General features: G+C 67.7%; 1 protein-coding gene. It reads right to left on the reverse strand.

Annotated features, from left to right (window positions below; translation table 11 throughout):
- A partial coding sequence (locus ACSDR0_RS50790) for a substrate-binding domain-containing protein (protein ID WP_435296164.1) occupies positions 1–1011 on the reverse strand: 1011 nt, incomplete at its 3' end.
- Positions 1012–1028 lie beyond the last annotated feature (17 nt).

Consider the following 1028-nt stretch of genomic DNA (forward strand, 5'->3'; position numbering starts at 1 on the left):
CTTGCCGCCCCAGTTGGCGGGGAAGTCCGGCAGCTTCTCGCAGCCGCAGAGCGCGTAGTGCAGCGGCGGCATGTTGGGCTGCAGGTAGCTGTCCAGGTTCTCGGAAGTGATCTTGGGCTGGGGCAGCTTCCAGGTCTTGGGCACCTCCTCGCCCTTGAGGATCTTCAGGGCGGCGATGATCGGAGTACGCCACTGGTAGGTGGGATAGGTCGGCGCGATGGCCGTGAGGCCGCCGCTCTTCCACTTCTGCAGGAAGTCCTGCTGGTCCTCGCCGACGATCGCCGGCACCGGGACCCCGGCGTCCTCGAACGCCTCGACGGCCGCCACCGCGGTCGCTCCCGCGTCCATCCACACCCCGTCGATCTTGCCGTGCCGCTGGATGAAGTCGCTCACGATGCTCTTGGTCTTGGCGGCGTCGCCGTCGGTGAACTCCACCCCGACCACGTCGAGCTGACTCTTGTCGAAGGTGACCTTGGCCGCCGACCAGCGGGTCTCCAGCACGTCGACGCCCGGCAGGATCCGCAACGCGAGGATCTTGCCTCCGGCCGGCACCTTCTCCACCAGGAACTCGGCGCCGTCGGCGCCGAAGGCGTAGCCGCCGATGGGGTTGATGAACGTCACCGGGCAGTCGGTCTCCACACCGCGGTCGAACACGATCACCGGCACCTTGGGGCAGGCGCCCTCGACGGCCGGGGTCAAGGTGGCGGTGGTGTTGGGCGAGACGATCAGCGCGTCACAGCCCTTGCCGACCAGCTCGGCGATGTCGGAGATCTGCTTGTCGTCCTTGCCCTCCGCGTCGAGCGCGGTGAACTGCTTGATCTCCTTGTGCAGCGCCACCTCGGCCTGCATGGTCTTCCAGCCCACCTGCCGCCACGGGTTGTTCACCGCGGCGTTGGAGAAGCACAGGTTGTAGGGTCCGTCCTTCTTGTACTTGGCCGTGTCCACCATCTCCGGGGCGATGGCCTGCTCCCACGGCTTGTCCGCGGGCCCCTCCGCGCTCTGGGTCCGCATGGCCAGCTGGGCGTCGT

Origin of the sequence: Streptosporangium sp. G11 (genome assembly GCF_051192615.1) — a bacterium.
In the GTDB taxonomy this organism is placed as follows: Bacteria; Actinomycetota; Actinomycetes; order Streptosporangiales; family Streptosporangiaceae; genus Streptosporangium.